This is a genomic window from Micromonospora globispora (assembly GCF_003857015.1).
In the GTDB taxonomy this organism is placed as follows: Bacteria; Actinomycetota; Actinomycetes; order Mycobacteriales; family Micromonosporaceae; genus Micromonospora; species Micromonospora globispora.
The window spans coordinates 1-4,063 of the sequence record NZ_QGGF01000327.1 but is presented as its reverse complement, the minus strand read 5'-3'; the positions used below and the strand labels follow the sequence as shown (position 1 = coordinate 4,063).

The following is a 4,063-nucleotide window of genomic DNA, read 5'->3' as shown; positions in this document are numbered from 1 at the left end:
CACCCCGAGCGCCTCCGCGCCGGCCACCGACGTGTCCTCCGCCGCAACCCCCGCCCCCGCCGAGGATGAGCAGGACGCGGGGACGCCGGCGTGGATGTGGCTCCTCGTGATCGCCGCGGCCGCCGCCGCAGTCGGCGGGCTCTGGTGGGCCTTGCGCCGGCGTCGGGCATGACCACCGCCGCAGCTGCGGGGAAGCTCGTGATGCGGCTTACCGGCCACGCCGATGGGTTCGACCGCCGGCGACGCGAGGGTGACAGGTCCAAGGCCATGCCAGTCCCGACTCCGTCATGGCTTGATCTCCTCCAACGGAACCACCCGGTCCTGCGGCTCAACGTCCGGACCCGAGGGCATCGCCCGCTCCAGTCGGCGCAGCCACCGCAGGAACACGGCCGTCCCGACGGCCAGGACGACCACGTCCACCGGGATCCACATCACCGGGCTGGAACGTTGCTGGCCCCCGCCTCGGAGTGCCAGACCCTGGACCTCGTAGAGCGTCGTCGGAAGCGAATGAGAGCACGGCTGCGAGTGCGGACGCCGGCATCATCGCCGCGAAAGCAGCAGCAAGGCGACGGGGCCCGCAAGCCGGTGCGGCTTGCGGCCCAGCACCAGCGACCACAGCAGCCAAGACGCCGCGACGAAGCTGGCATGTTCCGGCGACATGTGAACTGCCAAAGCCCATCTTCATCGGCTGGTCGTAGGCCGTGACCAGCGAAAACGCAGGTTGCGGCTTTGATTGTTTCCCAGCGGCCCAGCCGCTCAATCGGCCGTTGACGAGGCAAGCGCTCGGAGTCGACTCACGGCGATGCGTCGCCCGAACGCCACAGCTGTGACTCGGCCATCCGGATGGTCCCACCGCAGCAGCGCGTCTCCGTCCTCAATGGAGCCGTCGACTTGGCCGGGGTCGCCGTCCAGCAAGAGCGGTCCCGCTACCTTCACGTGGACACCGAACAGCTCGGTCCAAAAATAGTCATCGAACGGCACCGTGTCGGCTGGCTCGCCGAGAACCGACGCCGCGACTACTTTGCCTTGGGCGACCGCGTTGCACCAGAACGGCCTGCGCCGCGCTACCGTGGTCGTTGGGTTTGGAAGGTACCCGCCTGACCGGAGGTACGTCACGTCGCCGGCGGCGAACACGCCCGGGATCGGCGTGGCGCACCTGCTGTCGACCGGCACGCCCAACTGATCAGCGATTCCGGTGCCCCCGAGCCATGCTGCGGCCGGCACGTCACCTACGCAGCTGACGACGACATCGGCGGTGAGCGTGGCGCCACCGTCGAGAATGATCCCGGCCACCGGTTGCCCGAGGAGCCTGACAGATCCGCTCGCCTTGACGTACCGAACGCCGTGAGCGGTGGCCAATCGGGCGACGTGCCAGGACAGGAACGGGCCGAAAAGCCTTCTCAGGGGCGGCACTACGTCGACAACGGTGACGTCAACTCCTTTCGATGCACATGCGCTCGGCACCTCCATCCCCAGGAAGCCGGCACCGATGACGATGGTCGAGGTGGCTTCGTCGAGACGACGATGCAGGGCTTGAGCGTCGTCGAGTGTCCGCAGGACCAGCTCTCCTCGCTGTGACGGCTCAGCGAGTCGTCGAGGTGTGGCACCGGTCGCGATGATCGCCGCGTCGAAGGGGTGTGCGTCGCCGTCTTCTGTGCTGACCTTTCGCTCGGCGAGGTCGAGGTGCGTCGCAGCCCGCCTGACCACGTTCAGGTCCAGGTCGTCGTAGGCGACCGGCGCCGAGATGTCGACGGTGAGGTCCTTGAGGACGCTCTTCGACAGTGCGGGGCGCGCGTAGGAGCCGTGGGGATCGTTACCGAGGACGACGAGTCTGCCTGTGTACCCGCGAGTTCGCAGTTCGCGCGCGGCCGTGATCCCGGCTACGGACTCACCGACGATCACCACCCGGTCGGGCCCGGCCATCATTTCTGCCGAAGGGCGGCCACGGGGCACGCCGTGACCGCTGCTCGAGCCGCAGCCTCGAGCGATCGGTTAGAGACTGGCACGACAACCGCCCAGCCGATGGCCCGGACCAGGCACAGGACCCCACGGTGAAACTTGCGTCGATTCCTGGGAAGTGGCCCACGGAGCCGGGCATCGAGTGCCTGCGTAATGAGTACCCGACCACGATCGTCATAGGCGGCGACACGTACGCCAGCGCGGTGCACGCCTACTGGGCGCTCGCGACAACCGACGAGACCGCTCGGGTGGGGATCCACCGCGCCACGACTGCCCTCGGCGTCGAACGCGCCGTCGGACGCGCGCCGATCAGGCAGGACTGGCTCCACCTTCGTCTCACCGTGATGCACACGATCCTGCGCGCCAAGTTCAACCAACATCCAGAACTCGGAGACGTGCTCGTCGCGACCGGTGATGCCCGCATCGACTACAGCATCAGCTCGGCGTACTGGAGCGGCGGCACGAAAGGCCGGAACTGGCTCGGTCGACTTCTCGAGCTTGTCCGGTCAGAGATCGTGGCTCAACGAGCTGGCTTCCTCCCGTAGCCGGGTGCGCACGCCCACGTGCTGGCCACTGACGAGCCGGCGGCGTCCGCATTTGCCGGTGTCAAGGCGCGATGGCCATTGGTCGGCTCGTCACCGTCCGCGCCAGCGGTCTGCGTGGCCCGTATCCGGAACTGCCGATGTGAGTCCGCCTGCCCCACAGCCGTCGGGCGTCCTTCGGCAAGTCAGCAGGCGGCTCTCCTCCTACATTCCGCCTGCGGCCTGCCCTGGGCACCGGTGCACGATTTGCGAGGCGCAAATCTAGTTCTGTTCGGTGGGCGGCGAGTTATCGGTGATCAGGTCGAGTTGAGCGATGGCAACGTCGTGCCATGCGCCGTTCTTCCACCCAATTCGTCGGTGCACGCCGACCGGCCGGAATCCCAGTGCTGCGTGCAATCCCATGCTGGCGTCGTTGGGCAGGGTCATCTTTGCCACCGCGATGCGGTAGCCGCGTTCGATCAGCCGAGGCAGCAGAGCCTGGTACAACGCGCGGCCAGCACCGGTGCGGCGACGCCCGGTCTCGAGGTAGACGCTGACTTCGCAGGACCAGCGATATGCCGGACGGGCGGCGAACGGCCCGGCATACGCGTACCCGATGATTTGGTCGTTGGTCTCGGCCACCAGCCAGGCGTACGAGCGGACGGCCGCCTCGATGCGTCGGGACATCTCGGACACAGTTGGTGGCTCGGTTTCAAAGGTGATGGCGGTGTTCAGCACGTACGGCCGGTAGATGGCCGCGCAGGCGGTGGCATCGTCCTGGCCTGCGTCACGGATCGTCAGCATCATGCTGGTATAGTAGACGACGTGTTTACTATAGTGACACCATGCCGGACCCCCTGACCGCGAACATCGCGGCCACCCTGCGCACCGCCCGAATCGACCGGGACCTGTCGGTCAACGCTCTCGCCGAGCGCTCCGGCGTCTCCCGGGCAATGATCGCGAAGATCGAGCGCGGCGATGTGCAGCCGACCGCCGTGCTCCTGGGCCGCCTCACTGCGGCGCTCGGCCTCACCCTCTCCGAGCTGTTCGCCCGCACCGAGGGTGAGACTCCGCGGCTGGCACGGATCGCGGATCAGCCTGTCTGGGTTGATCCGACGACCGGTTACCGGCGCCGCTCAGTGTCGCCGGCCGGCGGCTCGGTCCAGTTGGTCGAAGTCGAACTGCCGGCTGGCGCGGAAGTCTCTTATCCGGCCGAATCATTCGCGCTGGCAAATCACCAGATTTGGGTGCTGGAGGGCAGTCTGCGCTTCCGTGAAGGCGAAGTCGAGCACGACTTGAGTTCCGGCGACTGCCTCGAACTCGGCGCGCCGACGCCCGGGACATACTGGAACTCCACCGACCGGCCCTGCCGTTATCTGGTGGTGCTCAGCCGGCGTCGCTAGGTTGCAGTCCCGCCCACAATGCGCATTCGATGCGATCAAGAAAATTAGGTGCACTCTTCTAATGGGTTCCGTCAGCCTGCTGGTGCAGGATGGCTCCGGTAGCGGCTGGCGGGTCAGCACTCCACTCTTCGGGCCTTCGAGGTCTTGCGGCAGACCGTGCGCCCGCCGGTCGTGAGGAGG

General features: G+C 67.2%; 5 protein-coding genes. 2 read left to right on the top strand and 3 right to left on the bottom strand.

Annotation, left to right across the window (positions count from 1 at the left end; translation table 11 throughout):
• Positions 1 to 285 precede the first annotated feature (285 nt).
• Positions 286 to 432 (bottom strand): hypothetical protein, encoded by a 147-nt coding sequence (locus tag DKL51_RS34965; RefSeq protein ID WP_165823130.1) that lies wholly within the window; start codon positions 430 to 432, stop codon positions 286 to 288.
• Positions 433 to 756: 324 nt separating this feature from the next.
• A complete protein-coding gene (locus DKL51_RS16190) occupies positions 757 to 1,923 on the bottom strand; it encodes an NAD(P)/FAD-dependent oxidoreductase (protein WP_185734819.1) in 1,167 nt (388 codons plus the stop codon).
• Between the two features lie 128 nt (positions 1,924 to 2,051).
• Between DKL51_RS16190 and DKL51_RS16185 the strand changes: the two genes are divergently transcribed.
• A complete protein-coding gene (locus DKL51_RS16185) occupies positions 2,052 to 2,504 on the top strand; it encodes an NADAR family protein (RefSeq protein ID WP_165823129.1) in 453 nt (150 codons plus the stop codon).
• A gap of 258 nt (positions 2,505 to 2,762) precedes the next feature.
• On the opposite strand, the gene DKL51_RS16180 is transcribed toward DKL51_RS16185, so the two are convergent.
• Positions 2,763 to 3,287 carry a GNAT family N-acetyltransferase gene (locus tag DKL51_RS16180; protein WP_109945133.1) on the bottom strand — a complete coding sequence of 175 codons (525 nt, stop codon included), beginning with the start codon at positions 3,285 to 3,287 and terminating at the stop codon, positions 2,763 to 2,765.
• A 38-nt stretch (positions 3,288 to 3,325) separates the two neighbouring features.
• Between DKL51_RS16180 and DKL51_RS16175 the strand changes: the two genes are divergently transcribed.
• The gene (locus tag DKL51_RS16175) at positions 3,326 to 3,883 is read left to right on the top strand and encodes a helix-turn-helix domain-containing protein (protein ID WP_109945132.1); all 558 of its coding nucleotides are present in this window, start codon (positions 3,326 to 3,328) and stop codon (positions 3,881 to 3,883) included.
• Positions 3,884 to 4,063 lie beyond the last annotated feature (180 nt).